The organism is Geodermatophilus sp. FMUSA9-8 (genome assembly GCF_037034165.1).
Taxonomy (GTDB): domain Bacteria; phylum Actinomycetota; class Actinomycetes; order Mycobacteriales; family Geodermatophilaceae; genus Geodermatophilus; species Geodermatophilus nigrescens.
Window position 1 is genome coordinate 136,205 of the sequence record NZ_JBAGKE010000007.1, and the last position, 18,347, is coordinate 154,551.

At 77.2% G+C, this 18,347-nt stretch carries 17 protein-coding genes; 6 read left to right on the forward strand and 11 right to left on the reverse strand.

The window, feature by feature from the left end; genetic code table 11:
* Window positions 1-38: 38 nt before the first annotated feature.
* Complete coding sequence (locus WA616_RS15715; RefSeq protein WP_336031256.1) at window positions 39-773, reverse strand: alanyl-tRNA editing protein; 735 nt, start codon at window positions 771-773, stop codon at window positions 39-41.
* 22 nt (window positions 774-795) lie between these two features.
* A complete protein-coding gene (locus tag WA616_RS15720; RefSeq protein ID WP_336031257.1) occupies window positions 796-1,515 on the reverse strand; it encodes a type 1 glutamine amidotransferase in 720 nt (239 codons plus the stop codon).
* Between the two features lie 2 nt (window positions 1,516-1,517).
* Here WA616_RS15720 and WA616_RS15725 point away from each other — a divergent pair, with 2 nt between their 5' ends.
* Together WA616_RS15725 and WA616_RS15730 are read left to right on the forward strand one after the other, a co-directional pair.
* On the forward strand, window positions 1,518-2,522 hold the full coding sequence (locus WA616_RS15725; RefSeq protein WP_336031258.1) for a DNA-3-methyladenine glycosylase family protein: 1,005 nt from the start codon (window positions 1,518-1,520) through the stop codon (window positions 2,520-2,522).
* A 71-nt stretch (window positions 2,523-2,593) separates the two neighbouring features.
* Window positions 2,594-3,214 carry an antibiotic biosynthesis monooxygenase gene (locus WA616_RS15730; protein WP_336031260.1) on the forward strand — a complete coding sequence of 207 codons (621 nt, stop codon included), beginning with the start codon at window positions 2,594-2,596 and terminating at the stop codon, window positions 3,212-3,214.
* Between the two features lie 28 nt (window positions 3,215-3,242).
* Here the strand turns inward: WA616_RS15730 and WA616_RS15735 are convergent, their stop codons facing one another.
* From WA616_RS15735 to WA616_RS15760, 6 genes are all read right to left on the reverse strand, one after another.
* The gene (locus WA616_RS15735; protein ID WP_336031261.1) at window positions 3,243-4,316 is read right to left on the reverse strand and encodes an acyl-CoA dehydrogenase family protein; all 1,074 of its coding nucleotides are present in this window, start codon (window positions 4,314-4,316) and stop codon (window positions 3,243-3,245) included.
* Entirely contained in the window at window positions 4,313-5,482 is a 1,170-nt protein-coding gene (locus WA616_RS15740) for an acyl-CoA dehydrogenase family protein (protein ID WP_336031262.1), read from the reverse strand. Before WA616_RS15740 ends, WA616_RS15735 begins: the two co-directional genes overlap by 4 nt.
* A gap of 146 nt (window positions 5,483-5,628) precedes the next feature.
* On the reverse strand, window positions 5,629-5,922 hold the full coding sequence (locus tag WA616_RS15745) for a hypothetical protein (protein WP_336031263.1): 294 nt from the start codon (window positions 5,920-5,922) through the stop codon (window positions 5,629-5,631).
* A gap of 93 nt (window positions 5,923-6,015) precedes the next feature.
* Window positions 6,016-8,307 carry a SpoIIE family protein phosphatase gene (locus tag WA616_RS15750; protein ID WP_336031265.1) on the reverse strand — a complete coding sequence of 764 codons (2,292 nt, stop codon included), beginning with the start codon at window positions 8,305-8,307 and terminating at the stop codon, window positions 6,016-6,018.
* 10 nt (window positions 8,308-8,317) lie between these two features.
* A complete protein-coding gene (locus WA616_RS15755; RefSeq protein ID WP_336031267.1) occupies window positions 8,318-9,058 on the reverse strand; it encodes an alpha/beta fold hydrolase in 741 nt (246 codons plus the stop codon).
* Between the two features lie 211 nt (window positions 9,059-9,269).
* Window positions 9,270-9,401 carry a hypothetical protein gene (locus WA616_RS15760; protein ID WP_281248085.1) on the reverse strand — a complete coding sequence of 44 codons (132 nt, stop codon included), beginning with the start codon at window positions 9,399-9,401 and terminating at the stop codon, window positions 9,270-9,272.
* Window positions 9,402-9,649: 248 nt separating this feature from the next.
* On the opposite strand from WA616_RS15760, the gene WA616_RS15765 reads away from it, so the two are divergent.
* The 3 genes from WA616_RS15765 to WA616_RS15775 all read left to right on the forward strand — a co-directional run bounded on the left by WA616_RS15765 (window position 9,650) and on the right by WA616_RS15775 (window position 13,505).
* Window positions 9,650-10,315 carry a hypothetical protein gene (locus WA616_RS15765; RefSeq protein WP_336031268.1) on the forward strand — a complete coding sequence of 222 codons (666 nt, stop codon included), beginning with the start codon at window positions 9,650-9,652 and terminating at the stop codon, window positions 10,313-10,315.
* A gap of 41 nt (window positions 10,316-10,356) precedes the next feature.
* Window positions 10,357-11,079: an alpha/beta fold hydrolase gene (locus WA616_RS15770; RefSeq protein ID WP_336031269.1), complete on the forward strand. Its 723-nt coding sequence runs from the start codon at window positions 10,357-10,359 to the stop codon at window positions 11,077-11,079.
* A 98-nt stretch (window positions 11,080-11,177) separates the two neighbouring features.
* Window positions 11,178-13,505, forward strand: coding sequence for a HelD family protein (locus WA616_RS15775; protein ID WP_336031270.1), 2,328 nt, complete (start codon window positions 11,178-11,180; stop codon window positions 13,503-13,505).
* A 192-nt stretch (window positions 13,506-13,697) separates the two neighbouring features.
* Here WA616_RS15775 and WA616_RS15780 read toward each other — a convergent pair whose 3' ends face one another.
* The 3 genes from WA616_RS15780 to WA616_RS15790 all read right to left on the reverse strand — a co-directional run bounded on the left by WA616_RS15780 (window position 13,698) and on the right by WA616_RS15790 (window position 17,344).
* On the reverse strand, window positions 13,698-14,930 hold the full coding sequence (locus WA616_RS15780; protein ID WP_336031273.1) for a cytochrome P450: 1,233 nt from the start codon (window positions 14,928-14,930) through the stop codon (window positions 13,698-13,700).
* A gap of 64 nt (window positions 14,931-14,994) precedes the next feature.
* On the reverse strand, window positions 14,995-16,620 hold the full coding sequence (locus tag WA616_RS15785) for an SIR2 family NAD-dependent protein deacylase (RefSeq protein WP_336031275.1): 1,626 nt from the start codon (window positions 16,618-16,620) through the stop codon (window positions 14,995-14,997).
* 55 nt (window positions 16,621-16,675) lie between these two features.
* Window positions 16,676-17,344, reverse strand: coding sequence for a hypothetical protein (locus tag WA616_RS15790; RefSeq protein ID WP_336031276.1), 669 nt, complete (start codon window positions 17,342-17,344; stop codon window positions 16,676-16,678).
* A 118-nt stretch (window positions 17,345-17,462) separates the two neighbouring features.
* Between WA616_RS15790 and WA616_RS15795 the strand changes: the two genes are divergently transcribed.
* Window positions 17,463-18,305 (forward strand): DUF1206 domain-containing protein, encoded by an 843-nt coding sequence (locus WA616_RS15795; RefSeq protein WP_336031277.1) that lies wholly within the window; start codon window positions 17,463-17,465, stop codon window positions 18,303-18,305.
* The last annotated feature ends 42 nt before the right edge of the window (window positions 18,306-18,347 follow it).

The following is an 18,347-nucleotide window of genomic DNA, read 5'->3' on the forward strand; positions in this document are numbered from 1 at the left end:
AACCGCTCCGGACAGGGCGCTCGTCGATCAAGCAGACCTCAGACGATCCGGATCCGGAGCCGACGGAACCCGCGTCCCTTGTTCTCCAGCTTCACCACCTCGACCCGGCCGACCATCGCCGTCGAGGCCACGTGCGTGCCGCCGTCGGCCTGCAGGTCCAGGCCGACGATGTCGACGATCCGCACCTGCTCGATGTCGGGCGGCAGCAGGTCGGTCGCGGTGCGGATGAGGTCCGGGATGGCGTAGGCCTCCGCGCGGGGCAGCGTGCGCACCTCGATGCGCCGGTCGGCGGCGATCTCGGCGTTCACCGCCTCGGCGATGCGGTCGCGGAAGTCGGCCGGCACCTCGGGGAGGTCGAAGTCCATCCGTGCGGTCAGCGGCTCCATGTTGCCGCCGGTGACCTTCGCGCCGAAGTCGCGCAGCACGACGCCGGTGAGCACGTGCAGCCCCGAGTGGGTGCGCATCAGCGCGGTGCGCCGCTCGTCGTCGAGCGCACCCCGCACCGCCGTCCCGGGCGGCGGCAGCGGGTCGCCCTCGACCGGGACCAGGTACAGCTCGTCGCCCTTGCGCGTGCCGGCGATCCGGGTGCGCACCCCGCCCCACAGCAGCACGCCCTCGTCCGGCGGCTGCCCGCCGCCGCCGGGGTAGAACGCCGACCGGTCCAGCACGATCCCCTGCTCGGGGTCCGCGGCGACGACGGTGGCGTCCCACTCGCGGACGGTGGCGTCGTCGAGGTCGAGGCGGTGGGTGTGCCCGTGCAGGTCAGCGCTCACGGGACGGCATCCTGCCGAACGCTCAGGCGGCCGGGCGGAGCTCCTCCGCGCGGGCGAGGAACGCCTCCACCAGCCGGGCGCAGGCCGCGGCCGACTCCGGTGCCCGCTCGGCGATCTCCCGACGCAGCGCAGGCACCAGCGCGGCGGCCTCCGGCGGCGGCGGGCCTGTCAGCTCCCAGGTCTCCTCCCACGCGGAGAAGGCGCCCGGGTCGATCTCCGGGTGGAACTGCACGCCCAGGTGCGGGCCGCGGACGAACGCCTGCACCGCGCGGCCTGTGCGGGCCACCTCCACCGCGCCGGGCGGCACGGTGAACCGGTCGCCGTGGTACTCGAACCACGGCCCGGCCGGGACCAGCGCGGGGTCGGCGGTCGCGACGTCGAGGAAGCCGTGCTCGCCGGCCGGCGCCTGCGCCACCTCCCCGCCGAGCACCCGCGACAGCGCCTGCCCGCCGAAGCAGACACCGAGCACCGGCGTCCCGACGGCGACCGCCCAGCGCAGGTAGGCGAGCTCGCCGGCCAGCCACGGGACGGTGTCGTCGTAGGCGGCCGCGCCGGACCCCATGACCACCACCGTGCGCAGCGCCGCCGGGTCGGGCAGCTCGGTCATCAGGGGCGAGGGTCCGACGGTCGTGCCGACGACGACCTCCAGCCCCTGGGCCTCCAGCGCCGGGCGGAGGGTGCCCACGAGACGGTGCCCGCGGGAGGGGTCGGCGTCGTGGACGAGGACGAGAGCGGTCGTCACGGGTGCAGTATCGGCAGGTGCCCGAGGACCCCGGACCGGCGATGGTGCGGACCGTCCCCATCGGCGACGTCGACCTCGCTGCCACCCTCGGCGCGGTCGCCTGGCTGCCCGGCGACCCGACGGTGCGGGTGGGGTCGAGCCGGTTCGAGCGCGCCACCTGGACGCCCGAGGGCCCCGGCGCCGTCGTCGTCACCTGGGACGGCGGCAGCGCGCGGGTCGAGGCGCACGGCGACGGCGCCGGCTGGCTGCTCGAGCGCGCGCCCCGCCTGCTCGGCTGCGAGGACGACGTGACCGGCTTCGACCCCGCCACGCCGCCGCTGCGCGACCTCTGGCGCCGGCACCGCCGCCGGCGCATCGCCCGCACCGGGACGCTCTGGCACGACCTGGCCTGCCTGGTCGTGCAGCAGCGGGTCAGCCGCGCCGACGCCGCCGACCAGTGGCGCCGCCTGGTCACCGCGCACGGCTCCCCGGCGCCCGGCGTCCCCGGCCTGTGGGTGCCGCCCGCGCCGGAGGTCGTCGGCCGGCTGTCGACGCCGCAGCTGCACCTCGCGGGCCTCGAGCGCCGGCGCGCGCAGACGCTCGTCACCGCCGCCGTCGCGCTGGTCCGGCACCAGGACCTCGCCGACGGCGACGTCGCCGCGGGGACGGCCGCGCTGCGCGCCGTCCCGGGCGTCGGCCCGTGGACCACCGGCTGCCTGGCCGCGCTGACCTGGGGCGACCGCGACGCCGTCATCCCCGGCGACAGCGGCATCCCCTCCCTCGTCGCCTGGGTGCTCGCGGGCCGCAGGCGGGCCGACGACGCCGCGATGCTCGAGCTGCTCGCGCCGCACCGCCCGCACCGCTACGGGTGCTCGGGCTGGTCATGGCCAGCGGGCGGAGGCCCCCGCGCCACGGGCCGCGCGGACGCAGCGAGGACATCACCCGGCTGTGAGCCACTGCACACCGCACCAGCCGGTGCACGGTGGGTCACGGACGTCCCGGGCGCGTCCCGCAGGCGCTCCCGGTGATCGGCGAGAGCGAGCACGCTGACCGGGCGGCGGTGCCGCGCGGGCGCCGCCGTCTGCGACAGGAGGACGGCATGTACGCACGCTCGACCACGCTCACCGGTGCGCCCGCCACCATCGACGACGGCATCGCCCACGTCTGCGACGAGGTCATGCCCGCGATCACCGCGATGCCCGGCTGCATGGGGATGTCGATGCTGGCCGACCGGGCGACCGGCCGGTGCATCGTCACCTCCTCCTGGCGCGACCTCGCCGCCATGCGGAACAGCGCCGACGCCGTCCGCGGGCTGCGCGAGCGCGCCGCGTCGGTGTTCGGCGGCCCGCCCGAGGTGCACGACTGGGAGGTCGCGGTCATGCACCGCCGCTCCGAGTCGCCGTCGGGCGCCGGCTGCCGGGTGACCTGGTTCCGCATGGAGCCCGCCGCCGTCGACCGGGTGCTCGACGCCTACCGCTCGGTGATGGTGCCGCGCATGGAGGACTACCCCGGGTTCTGCAGCGTGAGCCTGTTCCTCGACCGCGAGGAGGGCCTGGCCGCCTCCGCGGTGGTGTTCGAGGACCGCGACTGCATGGAGGCCAGCCGCACCCACGCGCGCGCCAGCCGCGACGACTTCGCCCGCCTCATGAAGGTCGCGATCATCGACGCCGACGAGTTCGACCTCGTCCTCGCCCACCTGCGCGTGCCCGAGACGGTGTGACCCGTCCCGGGCACGCGGGAGGACGGACCTAGACGACGGCGGTGAAGGCCGGCCAGACGTCGTCGGGGCCGGCCGCCACCAGCGCGGCGCCGAGCGTGCGGGACCAGGTCAGCTCGGAGCCGGCCTCGTCGCGCCACGACCAGCAGCGCCGGGTGAGGTGGTGCAGCCGGTGCTCCTGGGTGAACCCGATCGCGCCGTGCACCTGGTGGGCGAGCTTGGCCACCCGCTCCACCGCCTCGCCGGCGCGCACCTTGGCGGCCGCGGCGGCCAGCGGCAGGGTCTCCTCGCCGCGGCCGAGGGCCTGGACGGCGGCGTCGACGAGCGCGGCGGTCGCGGTGACCTCGCCGGCCATCTGCGCGAGCTCCATCTGGATCGCCTGGAACGTGCCCAGCGGCCGGCCGAACTGCACCCGCTCGCCGGCGTACTGCACGGTCCAGGCGAGCACCTGCTGCAGCGCCGCGGAGATCTGCACCGCGCGGGCCAGCGCGTAGCGGGCGCGCAGCTGCGCGGCCCGCGCCGGGTTGAGCAGCGCGCCGGGCACGCCGACGCCGTCGAGCACGAGCGAGCCACGCGGCTCCCCGGCGAGGTTGACCGCGCGCGACGCCGTCAGCCCCGAGGCGTCGACGACGGCGAGCACCGCGCCTTCGATGCCGGCCGGCGGGGTGGCGAGCACCGCGACGTGCCGCGCCACGCCGGCCCACGGGACGTCGGTGGCGGTGCCGGTGAGGACGAAGCGGCCGGGGCCGTCGCCGTCGTCGGAGGGCTCGGCGGACACCGTGCCCTCGAACGCGACGGTCAGCGGCTCGTCGGGCGAGGGCAGGTCAAGGTCGGCGGCCATGAGCGCGGGCCCGGCGACGAGCAGCTGCTCGGCCACCGGCACGGCGCCGGCTCCGGCGGCCAGGGTGCGCACGACCGCGACGGCGTCGGCGAGCTCCCCACCGGACCCGCCGGCCTCCTCGGGCAGCCCGACGCCGGTCAGCCCCGCCTCGGCCAGGGCGGCCCACAGGCCCTCGTCCCACGACCGCTCGGCGGTGAGCACGAACGGCTCGTGCCCGGCGAGGATCTCCCGGACGGTCTCGACCACCAGGTCCTGGTCGCTCATCGGAGTCCCAGCCCTCGCGCCACGATCCCCTTGAGGATCTCGTTGGTGCCGCCGCGCAGCGTGTAGCCCGGCGCGTGCAGCTGTGCCTCGGCCAGCGCCCGCCCGAGCGGGTCGGGGCTGTCCAGCGACGCCGGCACGTCGGCCACCCGGCGCACCTCGTCGACGACGTCCTGCTCGAACGTCGTCCCCACGTCCTTGACCAGCGCGGCCGGGATGTCGGGCAGCTCCCCGCGGTCCAGCGCCGCGGCGATCCGCAGCGACAGCTGGCGCAGCGCCAGCGCCCGCGACGACAGCCGGCCCAGCGTGGCCAGCTGCGCCGGGTCCTGCGTGGCGGCGGCGCGGCGGCCGAACTCCGCCAGCAGCGGCCAGGTGGACAGGAACCGCTCGGGGCCCGAGCGCTCGAACGCGAGCTCCGCGGTCACCTGGTGCCAGCCGGCGCCCTCGGTGCCCAGCAGCATGTCGCCGGGGACGACGACGTCGCTGAACACGACCTCGTTGAAGTGGTGGCCGCCGTCGAGGATGCGGATCGGGTTGACGGCGATCCCCGGCAGCGACAGGTCGACCAGCAGCTGCGTGAGCCCCTGGTGCTTGCCGCGCGGACCTTCCCCGGGCGGGCCGGTGCGCACCAGCACGATCGCGTAGTGCGAGTGGTGGGCGTTGCTCGTCCAGACCTTCGCGCCGTTGACGACGAAGTCGCCGTCGGCGTTGCGGGTGGCGCGGGTGCGGATGGAGGCGAGGTCGGAGCCGCTGTCGGGCTCGCTCATCCCGATGACGAAGTAGCACTCCCCCGCGGCGATGCGCGGCAGGATCTCCTTGCGCTGCGCCTCGGTGCCGTAGCGCAGCAGGTTCGGCCCGGACTGCCGGTCGGCGATCCAGTGCGCGGCCACCGGGGCGCCGGCGGCGAGCAGCTCCTCGGTGACGGCGTAGCGCTCCTGCGCGGTGCGCTCGTGGCCGCCGTACTCCTTCGGCCAGGTCATGCCGAGCCAGCCGCGGGCGCCGAGCTTGCGGGAGAACTCCGGGTCGACGCCGGACAGCCAGGTGTCGACGTGCGTGCTGAAGCTGCCGGCGGCGAGCTCCTCGGCGAGGAACTGGCGCACCTCGAGCCGCACGCGCTCGGCGGCCTCGGACGGTGGCGCGGGCGCCAGGGTGAGCTGGTCGGTGGTCATGCGGTCTCCCACGTCGGCGTGGCAGTGGTCACCGTCGGTTGTACAGGTCACCGACGTGTCGCACCCGCGGGCGGGGGTGTCGGATGTCCCACTCCCGGGACCGCATCCGGCCGTGCATCCGGCCGCGCACCCGACGTGCCCGCGGGTCAGGAGCGGTCGTCGCCCGGGAAGGCGTCGGCGGCGAGCCGCCGCAGCTCCGCGACCGCGTCGCCCGCGACGACCGCCAGCCGCCCGGCCGCCTCGGACACCAGCCGGCGGACGGTCGCCGGGTCGAAGCCGAGGAACTCCCCGATCCCGGCGGCGACGTCGGCCCCCGGGAAGACCGGTGGCGGCTCGGCCCCGGCCCGCTCCGGTGACCAGCGCATCGCGTCCCCGGAGACGGTCAGGTCGGCGCCCGCGCCGTCGAGCGCGTCGGACAGGTCCCCCGGCTCAGGTCCCACGGCCGCCTCCTCGCGGGTGGGCGCCGGCGCGACCGGCGCTACGGGGATGGTCCGCCCGCGGGGACCGGGCGTCCACCGGTCAGGGCAGCCGGGTCAGCGCAGCCGGGTCAGGGCCAGCAGCGCGACGTCGTCGGCCCGGCGCGGCCCGGTGAGCGCGGCGAGCAGCCGGTCGGCCAGCACGCCGGGGTCGGCGTCCCCGCCGTCGCGGGCCGCGTCGGCGGCGACCGTGCGCAGCCGGGCCAGGCCGTCGTCGAGGTCGGCCGTGCGGCTCTCCACCAGCCCGTCGGTGTAGAACACCAGAGTGGCGCCGGGCGCCAGCACGCCGGTCCACTCCGGCGCCGGGCCCGGCGGCGCGCCGAGCAGCCGGCCGGGGACGACGTCGAGCAGCTCGGCCCGCCCGCCGGCGACCACCAGCGGCGGGAGGTGCCCGGCCGAGGCGATACGCAGCGCGCCGGTGGCCGGGTCGAGCCGGGCGAACAGCGCGGTGGCCATCCGCGGCAGGCCGAGCAGCGGCCAGCTGCCGTGCAGCCGGTCGACCAGCTCGGCCGGGCCCGGCCGCTCGGCCAGCAGCGCGCGGTGCACGCTGCGCAGCTGGCCCATCGTGGCGGCGGCGGTGACGTCGTGGCCGACGACGTCGCCGACGGCCAGCGCCACGTCGCCCTCGGGCAGCGGCACGACGTCGTGGAAGTCGCCGCCGACGTCGGCGCCGCGGCTGCCCGGCAGGTAGCGCGCCGCCACCGCGAGGCCGGGCAGGTGCGGGGGTGCCGGCGGCAGCAGGCTCGCCTGCAGCGTGTGCGACGTCCGCGACTCCAGCTCGAAGCGCGCGGCGACCTCCATGCCCTGCGCCATCTGCAGCGCCAGCTGCTCGGCGGTGTCGACGTCGGCCTCGGTGAACGAGCCGCGCCGGACGTCGTTGCCCAGGGTGATGACCCCGAGCGGCTGGTTGTCGACCACCAGCGGCACGCAGATCAGGTCGGTGACCTCCAGCGCCCGCGAGATCGCCAGGTGGCCGGGGCCGGAGGTGAACCGCGCCCGCTGGGCCTCGTCGATGCCGCGCAGCCACACCGTCCGGCGGCCGACCATCGCCTGCACGCTCGGGTGGGAGCCGTCGCGGCGCGGCAGGTGCACGTCGCGCAGCTCCTCGATGAGCGACCGGCGCGTCGGGTCGGCGTGCGCGACCACCGGCTCGGTCAGGCCCTGCTCGGTGACCAGGTCGATGACGCACATGTCGGCCAGCCGCTCCACCGCCAGCCGGGCGAGGCCCTCGCTGGTCTCGGCGACCCCGTGGCCGGCGGCCATCAGCCGCGCGGCGTCGAGCAGGAACGCCGAGCGGGCGGCCTGCCGGGCGGTCTCCTCGTGCAGCCGGACCCGCTCCAGCGCCTGCCCGGCCTGGCGGCCGAGGGTGGCGAGCAGGTCGGCGTCGGCGGGCGCGAGCGACCCCCGCGTGCCGGGCTCGGCGAGGCTGATGAGGTCGCTGTCGTCGGTGACGCCGAGGACGAGCACCAGCGCCCCGAGGTGCCGGTCGTCGGTGGCCGACACCGGCACGACGACGACCGCCTCCTGCCCGGCCTCCGCCAGCAGCTCCGCCAGCAGCGGCCAGCGCCCCCGCAGCCCGGGGCCCAGCGGCACCGTGCGCACCCCGCCGGTGCGCACCAGCTCCGCGCCCGCGCCGGCGGCCTCGGCCATGGCCTCGAGCAGGTCCGGCCCCAGGCCGTCGGCCGAGGCGAGCTCGACCGGCACCGGCCGGCCCTCGACCGGGCGGCCATCGACCGGGCGGCCATCGACCGGGCGGCCCGGCCCGCCCGCGGCCAGCCACAGTCCGGCGCCGCCGGCCTGCACCGCCTGCCGCGCCCGGCGGACGACGACGTCGGCGACGTCCGCGGGCGAGGCGGCGGCCGCGAGCTCGGACACCACCCGGTGCAGCGTCCGGGCGCGCGCCTCGGACTCCTCGGCCGACCGCTGCGCGGCGAGCAGCGCCCGCTCGTAGCGCCGCCGCGAGGTGGCCTCGAAGACGGTGGCGCGGACCAGCAGCGGCCGCCCCTCGTCGTCGCGGACCTCGACGGCGTTGACCAGGCACGGCAGCACCGACCCGTCGGCGCGCACGATGTCGAGCGCCACCTCGCGCACCGCGCCCTGCAGCCGCAGCAGCGGCGCCAGGTGCGTCTCGTAGTAGACCCGCCCACCCGCGCTCAGCAGGTCCGGCAGCCGGCTGCCGCGGATCTCGTCGGGGGCGCGGCCGGTCCAGGAGCAGAAGGTGCCGTTGACCTTGACGACCCGCCCGTCCGGGACCATCGACAGGTACCCGCAGGGCGCGTTCTCGTAGAGGTCGGCGGGGTCCTCCTCCAGCAGCCGCGCCAGCCCGCCCGTTCCGTGCTCCCCCTCCACCGGTGCTCCCTCAGGTCCGCGAGAGGAACGCCCGGATTGCCGCCACCGTCTCCTCCGGCGCGGACAGGTGCGGGCAGTGGCCGGTGGCCGCCAGCTGGTGGAAGACGCTGCCGGGCACGTGCGCGTGCACGTACCGGCCGACCGGCTCGGGCGCGATCGTGTCGTCGGTGCACTGCAGCACGAGCGTGGGCACGGTGACGGCGGGCAGGTCGGCGCGGCTGTCGGAGAGGAACGTGACCCGCGCGAACTGGCGGGCCACCCCGGGGTCGGTGCGGCAGAAGCTCTGCTGCAGCTCCGCGGCGACCTCGGGGTTGCCGGGCCCGGCGACGACCGGGGCCAGCGCCGCCGACCAGAGGTCGGGGTCGCTGTCGAGGGAGTCCAGCAGGCCCGCGATGTCGGAGCGGCTGAACCCGCCGGTGTAGCCGTCGTCGTCGACGTAGCGCGGGCTCGGCCCCACCATCACCAGCGCCCCGAACAGCTCGGGCGCCCGACGGACGGCGAGCACACCGATCATCGCGCTCACCGAGTGGCCGACCAGCACGACGTCGGAGAGGCCGAGCTCGCGGCAGATCGCGACGACGTCGTCGGCGTACCCGTCCAGCGAGGCGTAGCGCCGCGGGTCGTAGGCGCCGACGTCGGACGAGCCGCAGCCGACGTGGTCGAAGGTGACGACCCGGTGGTCGACGGAGAAGGACGGCACGACGGCCCGCCACATCGCCTGGTCGCAGCCGAAGCCGTGTGCCAGCAGCATGGGCCGACCGGTCGGCGGGCCGCTCACGCGCACACAGTTCCGCGTGATCACGCTCACCGGACCGACCGTAACGGACGCCGCCGTCTGTGTCCCCGTCCCGCTCCACACCGGCGCGGGCCCGCAGGTCAGCGAGGTGCCCGGCCGGCGGGGGCGCCGGGGCGCAGACGCCGGCAGCCGGGTGCCGGGCGCGACGACGGGCCCGGCACCGGGTTCACCAGCGGGAGGTGCCGCAGTCGCGGCAGCGCTTCTTGGCCGTGGTGGTCTCGCCCTGGCAGTTCGGGCAGGACCAGGTGGCCCGGTCGGTGGTTCGCTCGGTCGGTCGCTCGGTGACGGTCGTGGTCATCTCTTCTCCCCTGTCGTCCGGGAGCCCCCGACGGTAGGCAGCCGGGATGACGGGGAGATGTCCTGCGGGTTGCGGAAGGTTCCGGATCTCCCCTGACTCCGCCTCCATCCCGCCACGGGGCGCTGGCGGCGCACTGGGAACGGGCTGCAAGCCGGCTCCCCAGTCGCGGCCCAGTCCCCTGCAGGCGGCGGGCGGGAGCGTCCTCCCCAGCGAGCCGGACCACGGCTCCCCCCCGAGGAGGCACTGCCATGACCCGCACCCGCCTGACCCGCACGCTGCTCCGCACCGCCGTCCCCGTGGCCGCGGTGGCCACGGTCCTGGGCACCGCCGGCACCGCGTCGGCCGACTCCTACGCCTACAACGCCTACGACACGGACTACAACGGCTACTACGACCAGTACGCCTTCGACGACAGCGGCGACGGGTACGAGGACACCTGGGCGATCGACTGGGACGAGAACGGCTACGTCGAGCAGGTCGCCGTCGACACCGACGGGGACGGCTGGGCCGACACGTTCGCCTTCGACAGCGACGAGGACGGCTACAGCGAGGAGGTCGGCGTCGACACGACCTACAACGGCCTCCCCGACGTGTGGGGCGCCGACAGCGACTACGACGGCTTCATCGACGCCGTGGCCTACGACTACGACGACGACGGCTACGCCGACTGGTCGGAGGCCGCCGTGCCCTCCTCCTACGCCTACGCGACGGTGACGTACGTCTTCGCCGAGGCCGACGGCTGGGCCTACTGGGAGGTCGGCGTGGAGTACGGCTACGGCCTGACCGGCGACCACGACAACGGCAGCACCGGCATCGCCGCACCGGAGTCGGGCACGGTCGAGTTCTCCGGCAACTCGGCCGACGACGACGCCGTCTCCGACGCCTTCGCGGAGGCCCTGCGCACCCTGTTCTGACCGGGCCGATGAGTCCGGGGGCCGGCGCCGGTCGGGAGGACGTGAGCACCCTCCTCCTCGTCCCCGGCGCCGGCGGCCGCGCCTGGTACTGGCACCGCCTGGTCCCCGAGCTGGCGAGCCGCGGGCACCGGGCGGTGGCCGTCGACCTGCCGGCCGGCGACGACGCCGCCGGCCTGGAGCGCTACGCCGCGGTGGCGACGGCCGCCCTGGACGCGGCGGCCGGGAGCCCCCGGGACGACGACGGCGACGGGGACGTCGTCGTGGTCGGGCAGTCGATGGGCGGGCTGACCGCGCCGCTGGTGGCCGCGCGCCGGCCGGTGCGGCTGCTGGTCCTGCTCAACGCGATGGTCCCGCGGCCCGGCGAGACCGGCGGGGAGTGGTGGGAGGCGGTCGGCCAGGCCGCCGCCCGCGCGGAGCTCGCCCGCGCGCAGGGCCGCCCCGAGGACGACGTCGACTCCGACTTCTCCCACGACGTCCCGCCGGAGGTCTGGGCGGCCGGCGCGGACGAGCCGTTCGCGCAGTCGGGCACGCCGTTCGCCGAGCCGTGGCCGCTGCGCGCCTGGCCCGACGTGTCCACCCGCGTCCTGGCCGGGCGGGACGACCGGTTCTTCCCGCCGGCCCTGCAGCGGCGGGTGGCCCGCGAGCGGCTGGGCCTCGACGTCGACGAGGTGCCGGGCGGGCACCTGTGCGCGCTGAGCCGGCCGGCCGAGCTGGCGGAACGCCTGGACGGGCTCGTGCGGGAGACGACACGCCCGCACGCGTGACGCGCGGCCCGCGACGGCGCAGGATGGACGGCCGCCCGTGGTGCCGGTCATCCGGTACCGCGTGGTCCGATCGCCACCCCGAGCACGAGGGAAGTGCATTGCCGGCCACCCCGTCCGACGTCGTCCCCGACCCAGAACTGGCCCGCGAGCAGGAGTACGTCAGCGACCTCTACGCCCGGCTCGACGCCGCCCGGGCCCTGGCCGAGCAGCGGTGGAGGCAGGCGATCACCTGGCCCGCCGTCGACCCGCAGGCGCTGCAGGAGCGCGACGCGACCGTCCGCTTCCACGGGGAGCGGATGGTCGCCCTCGACGCGGCCGAGGCGGGCCTGTGCGTGGGCCGCATCGACCGCGAGGACGACGGCGGCTCGCTCTACGTCGGCCGCATCGGCCTGCCCGCCGACGACGCGGGCGGCGACCCGGCGCTGGTCGACTGGCGCGCGCCGGCCGCGCGGCCGTTCTACGTGGCCACGCCCGTGCACCCGCTGGGCATCGTCCGGCGCCGGCACATCCGCACCCGCGGGCGCACCGTCGTCCGCCTCGACGACGAGCTGCTGACCACCGGCATCGCCGGGTCGGGGCTGACCGGCGAGGCGGCGCTGCTGTCGGCGCTGGACGCCTCGCGCACCGGCCGGATGACCGACATCGTGCGCACCATCCAGGCCGAGCAGGACCGGATCATCCGCAGCGACGCCGCCGGCGTGCTCGTCGTCCAGGGCGGGCCGGGCACCGGCAAGACGGCGGTGGCGCTGCACCGGGCCGCCTACCTGCTCTACACGCACCGCGAGCGGCTGGCCCGCCGCGGCCTGCTCGTCGTCGGCCCGACGCCGACCTTCCTGCGCTACATCGCCGACGTGCTGCCCTCCCTCGGCGAGACCGGCGTGCTGCTGGCCGGGCTGGGGCAGCTGCGGCCGGGCCTGGACGCGCGCGGCGAGGAGTCGCCGGAGACCGCGGCGGTCAAGGGACGGCTGGAGATGGTCGACGTGCTGCGCGCCGCCGTCCGCGACCGGCAGGTGGTGCCCGACGCGCCGGTCGAGGTCGTCGTCGACGGCTTCCCGCTCAAGCTGCGGCCGATCGACGTCAGCCGGGCGCAGGCCGCCGCCCGCAAGGCCGACCCGCTGCACAACCTGGCCCGGCCGGTGTTCGTGCGCCGGGTCGTCGACCTGCTGACCCGCCGCTACGTCGACCGCATCGGCGCCGGAGTGCAGGCCGGGCCCGACCTGCTCGACCGGGAGGACGTCGCCGCGCTGCGGAGCGAGGTCGCCCAGGACCCCGGCGTGCGCTCACTGCTCGCGCGGCTGTGGCCGGTGCTCACGCCCGAGCGGCTGCTCACCGACCTCTACGCCGACCCCGCGCGGATCGCCACGGCCACCCCGGGTTGGTCCGACGCCGACCGGGCGCTGCTGCACCGCCCGCGCCCGTCGTCCGCCCACCCAGCGGCGTGGACCCCGGCCGACGTGCCGCTGCTCGAGGAGGCCGAGGAGCTCCTCGGGTTCGACGACAGCGCGCAGCGGGCCCGCGCCGACCGCGACCGGCAGCGCGATCTCCGGCGGGCGCAGGAGACCCTCGACGTGCTGCACGGCTCGCGGTCGGTGGACCTCGAGGACGAGCACCTGGAGGCCGAGGTGCTCAGCGCCGGCGACCTGCTGTCGGCCGAGGACCTCGCCGACCGGCAGCGCGAGGTCGACCTGCGCACCACCGCCGAGCGGGCGGCCGCCGACCGCACCTGGACCTTCGGGCACGTGGTGGTCGACGAGGCGCAGGAGCTCTCGCCGATGGCGTGGCGGCTGCTGGTGCGCCGCTGCCCCACCCGGTCGATGACCGTCGTCGGCGACGTCGCGCAGACCGGCAGCCTGGCCGGCACCGACCGGTGGGAGGCGGTGCTCACGCCGCACGTCGGCAACGCCTGGCGGCTGGAGGAGCTGACCGTCAACTACCGGACGCCGGCCGAGGTGATGGCCGTGGCCGCCGACGTGCTCGCCGCGACCGGCACCGGCCTCACGCCCCCGCGGTCGGTGCGCACCGGCGGGCCGCCGCCGGTCGCGGAGGTGACCGGCGAGTCGGGCCTGGCGTCGCGGGCGGCGTCGGTCGGGGCGGACCTGGCCGCCGGCGAGGGGACGACGGCGCTGGTCGTGCCGCCGGGCCGTCGCGACGAGGTGGTCGCGGCACTGGCGGAGCTGCGACCGGACGTGCAGTCGGGCCCGGACGCGGACTCCTCGCTCGGGCCGGTCGTGCTGCTGCCGGGCGAGGCCAAGGGGCTGGAGTTCGACTCGGTGGTCGTCGTGGACCCGCAGGGCGTGCTCGACGAGGGCGTGCGCGGACTCAACGACCTCTACGTGGCGCTGACCCGGGCCACCCAGCGGCTGACGGTGCTCGCCCCCGGTCCGCTGCCGGCCGTGCTCGGGACGCTGGAGCCGGCGGCGGCCTAGTCCTCTCGAGCGGAGTCGTGCTCTGCCCACGGGGACGGGGCAGAGCACGACCGCGCCGCGGAGGCAGGTGTCCCCGGCCGGGTCGTGCTCTGCACACCGGTGCGTGCAGAGCACGACCCGGCCGGAGAGGACCAGGCGGTCCAGGAGGCAGGGCCGCTCAGGAGGCAGGGCCGCTCAGGAGGGCTGGGCTGCTCAGGAGGTCGCGGCCGCCGGCCGGAGGACGACGCCGCTGGCCGGGCGGGCCGGGATGCGGTGCAGCGCGATGGTGAGGTCCTGGTCGTCCGGGATGTCGAACGGCGCCGCCGCCAGCCGCGGGGCGAGGGTCGCCAGCAGCGCGACGGTGATCCGCTCGCCCGGGCAGCGGTGGTTGGTGCGCGGGTCGCCGCCGCCCTGCGGCACCAGCTCGAACTCGCCGATCTCCCGGCCGAGGAACCGCTCGGGCCGGAAGGCGTAGGGATCCTCCCACAGCGCCGGGTCGTGGTTCTGCCCGTACAGGTCGAGCAGCACCATCGAGTTCTCCCGGATCGTCTCCCCACCGAACTCCAGCCGCTGCGGCGCCCGCCCGCCGATGAACGGCGCGAAGGGGTAGAACCGGCGCACCTCGTGCGCCCACGCCTCGGCGAACCCGGGATCGGCCGAGGCGAGCTTCCCGCGGTACCCGGGCCAGCGGGCCAGCGCGTGCCCGCTGAAGGCCATGAACCAGGCGACCGCCGTCGTCGGGCGGATGACGTTGAGCAGTTCGACGGCGGCCACCCGCGGGTCGAGCAGCGAGTCGTCGGCGTCGCGGTGCGCCGACACCACGGCCAGCACCGACCCCTCCGGTGCGGCGAGCTCTCCCGCCCGCACGCGCTGCACGACGTCGGCCAGCCAGCGCTCGCGCCGGCCGCGCGCCCGCCGCGCCCGCCAGTGCCGGGGCCCGCCGGTGGCGAAGCCGTCGACCATCGCGAGCAGGTCCCGGGTCAGGGCCGGCACCTCGGTGTCGGTCACGGGGATGCCGGCCCAGCGGGTGACCGACCCGGCGATCACCTCCGCGGAGGCGTCGAAGAGCACCACCTCCGGCCGGGTGGCCCAGTGGCGCACGGCGTCGTCCCAGGCGGCCGCCGTCCGCTCCGCGAGGGCGTCGATGCCGGCGCCGTCCATGAGCATCGCCACGAACATCGCCTTGCGGACGCGGTGCGCCTCGCCGTCGAGGGTGTGCACCGCGCCCTTGCCGAACAGCGTGCCCTGCACCGGTTCGGGGATGGCGTGCGAGCGGCGCACGTGGTCCTCGTCGTAGAGGAACCGGGCGGCGTCGGGGCCCTCGATGCCCACCGCCGGCAGCCCGCCCAGCCGCGTGCCGACCGCCTGCACGCCGCGGGCACGGCGCAGGTCCGGCAGCCAGGCGTACCCCTTGGTCAGCAGGGCGATCGAGTTCTCCAGGCGCATGGCCCGGCGGGTTCCCCGACCGGCCGGAGGCCAACCGCCCGGCCGGGACCGACCGCCCGGCCGCTCAGCCGGGGCGCTGGGACTGCAGGCGGTCGTCGCGCGGCTCGCTGGCGGCGTCGGCGGGGCCGTCGGAGGCGTCCGCGCCGTCGCGGCGCCCCGCCGACCGCCCGTGACCGAGCCGGCGCAGCAGCGCGCCCACCTCGGCGGCCGCCGACGTCGTCGCCGCGCCCTCCGGCAGCCGCGCGGCCACCTGCTGCAGCGCCTCGGCGAGGTCGCGCTCGTCGGCGTCGAGCATGCCGCGGTAGGCGGGGTCGAGCAGGTAGCCGGTGGGCGGGGTGGACAGGCAGCCGATGAGGTCGAGCAGCACCTCGAGCCGGCGCGCGGCCTCGGCGGGCGGGGTGCCGCCGCGCGACATCGCGACCGTCTCCACGTCCTGCTCCCACAGGCGGCTGCGGGCGGCGTCCTCCCGGAGCGCGAGCACGGTGCCGGTGCGGTACCGGGGCTCGCGGCCGGGCCCGGAGACGGCGCTGCGCACCTGGTGGGCGATGCGGATGAGGTCGTCGTCGAGCATCGAGGTGCCCACGAACAGCACGTGCCGGGTGAGCAGCAGCGAGTGCAGGACGCCGGCCAGCGCGGCCCGGGAGTCGCCGAGTTGCAGGTACTCCTCGCGCGTGAGGACGACGCTCTCCGGGTGCGCGGCGTCGCCGTGCAGCTTGAGCAGCCACGGCTTGCCGGGCCGGGCCTCGTCGTAGGGCAGCACCGACAGCTCCCGGCCGATGTCGGCGGCGGCGAGCTCCACCAGCGGGTCGTAGTTCGTCGTCACGAACTCCTGCACCGGGAGGTCGGCGATCAGCGCGTGCGCCAGCGCGTAGGGCCCGGGGCCGAAGCGGTCCTGCACGAACTCCTGCAGCCGGTCGCGGCCGAGCTCGCGGGCCAGCAGCGCCGCGGAGTCCTGCGGCGGCAGCTGCGCGAGCCCGGCGCGGAGGTCCGCGTCGAGGCCGGAGCGGCCGGCGAGCTCGCCGAGCAGCTGCTCCCAGGTGGGCAGGCCGGCCGCGGCGCTCACCCCCGCGCCGATGAACAGCGCCAGCTGGCCGCGCCGCGCACGCTCGCCCAGCTGCTCGGCGAGCGTGTGCAGCGTGTCCGGCAGGTCCCAGCCGGTGTCCTCGCCGCGGCGGATGCGCTGGGCGGCGGCGAGGTCGCTGGGCCCGCGCAGCACCAGCGCGACGTCGAAGCCGTGCTCGTCGGCGGCCTCGCGCAGCACCGGCAGCAGCTGCTGCAGCAGGTCCCCGCGCCGCCCGGCCGCCCCGCCCCAGCCGGTGCCCAGCGCCGGCAGCCCGACCAGCCGGCGCGCCCGGCCGTGCACCGGCTCGGTCACCTCCCGGCGGGCGACGGCGGCCAGCGCCTCCCGGGCGCCGTCGAGCAGCCAGTCCAGGCCGCGGCCGCAGTCGTCCACGGTGTCGAGCAGCCACGCCTGGCGCGGGCCCTCCCCCGGCACGGCCAGCACCCGCTCGTCGCCGGACCACGCGAGGTCCACGCAGACGCCCTCGTCGTCCTCCTCGGCGACCAGGTCGGCCGGCAGCAGGTCCCGCCAGCTCGCGGCCACCCGCAGCGTGCGGCCGGTGGGCACCAGGACGTCATCGCAGGTCAGGCGGGTGAGGTCGGCGCCGACGACGAAGACGTGTCCACTCACGCCCCTCCCCTACCCACCCCACCCCCGCGGCGGAACGGGACCGGGGCGTTCCGCCTCAGGCGCTGCCGCAGCCCCCGGCCGAGCAGGCGCAACCGCCGCAGCCGAGCGGGCGCGCGGGCGCCGGCTGCCGCGCCACCGTGCGCAGCCCGGCCGCGGCGACCAGCAGCGGCACCCCGGCCACCCCGGTGGCCAGCGCCGCGACGACGGTGGCGACGTCGGCTGCGCGGCCGGTGCCCTGCACCAGCGCGGTGGCGGCCAGCAGGCCGCCGGCCAGCAGCGCCCACACCAGCAGCGCCAGCCCGCCCCGCCGGGCCGCGCCCCCGCGGGCCAGCGCGACGGCGGCCGCGCCGACGAGCGCCAGCGGCACCCCGAGCAGCAGCACCCAGCCGGTGAGCGGGGCGGAGACGGCGGCGACGGCGACCGCGGCCAGCCCGCCGGCGACGGCGAGCCCGCCGGGCACCGCCGACCCGGCCCGGAGCAGCTGCGCGCCGCGGGCGGCGGCGAGCACGCCGAGCGCACCCAGCAGCAGGCGGGCGCCGAGGTCGCCGGTCAGCACCGCGACGACGGCCACGACGGCCACGACGAGCAGCGCGACGCCGAGGGCGGCCCGCAGCGGCCAGGCGCGGCGGGCGGCCTCCTGCTCGGTCGGCGCGGCCGCCGCCGTCCGTCCCGGGGTCCGTGCTGCCGTACCTGCTGCCGTGCGTGCTGCCGTCGGGGTCGCCACGGAGGCCAGTGTCCCGCATCCGCCGGCCGCGGTGTCGGCGCACCCGGCGGGCGGGGCGGGGGCGTGCGACGCTGCACCGGCCGCGCAGCCCGCCGCGGTCCGGGACGACGGGAGGCGCGTGGCCGAGGAGGTGGCCCCCGCCGTCCGGCGTGCCGCGCACAGCCCTGCACTGCGGCACACCGCCCGCGCCGGCCTGCTCGGGTACGCGCTCATCCACCTGCTCGTCGCCTGGCTCGCGCTGCAGCTGGCGTGGGGCCTGGGCCGGGCGCGCACCGCCGGGCGCTCCGCCGACTCCGCCGGGGCCCTCGACGTGCTGGCCGAGTCCCCGCTCGGCGACGGCCTGCTGTGGGTGCTCGCCGCGTCGCTGGCCGGGCTGTGCCTGTGGCAGGCGGTGGAGGTGCTGCGCCACCACCGCGGGGTGCCGCCGCCGGGACCGCGCCGCCGCGAGGCGCTCGGGCAGCTCGGCAAGACCGTCGGGACGGCACTGCTCTACGGGTTCCTCGCCGTCTCCGCCGTCCGCGCCGCGCTGGGCGTGCGGTCGGGGCGCCGTGCGGAGGAGGAGACGGTGCGCGGCGTGCTCGGCTGGCCCGGCGGCCAGGTGCTCGTGGTCGCCGTCGCGCTGGTCGTCGTCGGCATCGGCGCCTACCACGTGCGCAAGGGCTGGCGGTCGGACTTCCTGGGCGAGATCGAGCTGTCCACCGTCTCCCCCGCCCTGCGCGCGCTCACCCACCGCACCGCCCAGGCCGGGTTCGTGCTCAAGGGCGTCGCGCTGGTGCTCGTCGGTGCGGTGGTCGGCTGGGCGGCGGTCACCGTCGACGCCGACAGCGCCACCGGCCTCGACGGCGCCCTGCGCACCGTGGCCACCTCACCGGTCGGGCCGGCCGCGCTGACCGTCGTCGCCACCGGGCTGGCCGCCTTCGCCGGATACCTCCTGGCGCGCGCTCGGCACCCCGTCGGCTGAGCCCGGGCGCTCGACCCGCGCGGTGATCGTCTCCGTGCCACG

Excerpts from the sequence above, each read along its gene's own strand:
- WA616_RS15780 (WP_336031273.1), bottom strand. The coding sequence starts at position 14,930 with ATGCGCCTGGAGAACTCGATCGCCCTGCTGACCAAGGGGTACGCCTGG.
- WA616_RS15740 (WP_336031262.1), bottom strand. The coding sequence starts at position 5,482 with ATGACCACCGACCAGCTCACCCTGGCGCCCGCGCCACCGTCCGAGGCC.
- WA616_RS15765 (WP_336031268.1), top strand. The coding sequence starts at position 9,650 with ATGACCCGCACCCGCCTGACCCGCACGCTGCTCCGCACCGCCGTCCCC.
- WA616_RS15755 (WP_336031267.1), bottom strand. The coding sequence starts at position 9,058 with ATGCTGCTGGCACACGGCTTCGGCTGCGACCAGGCGATGTGGCGGGCC.
- WA616_RS15760 (WP_281248085.1), bottom strand. The coding sequence starts at position 9,401 with ATGACCACGACCGTCACCGAGCGACCGACCGAGCGAACCACCGACCGG.
- WA616_RS15735 (WP_336031261.1), bottom strand. The coding sequence starts at position 4,316 with ATGAGCGACCAGGACCTGGTGGTCGAGACCGTCCGGGAGATCCTCGCC.
- WA616_RS15730 (WP_336031260.1), top strand. The coding sequence starts at position 2,594 with ATGTACGCACGCTCGACCACGCTCACCGGTGCGCCCGCCACCATCGAC.